Genomic DNA, 214 nt, shown 5'->3' on the forward strand with positions numbered 1-214 from the left:
CAATTTCTTTTGAATGTCTCATTATAAAGTTATACTTAAAAAAGAAATATTTATTCGTATTAGTATCTTTTATATCAAATGAGATACAAAAATAAACATTATTTAACGTGAGTTCGGCGTAAGTAATTATTTAACAATCAGCAAAGTGTTTTAAATCTCCCACAAAGCCAGCGAGTTGGTGCAGCTGGGTATGTGAAACACGAATTTTCACGAA

Source organism: Capnocytophaga sp. oral taxon 326 str. F0382, from assembly GCF_000318295.1.
Taxonomy (GTDB): domain Bacteria; phylum Bacteroidota; class Bacteroidia; order Flavobacteriales; family Flavobacteriaceae; genus Capnocytophaga; species Capnocytophaga periodontitidis.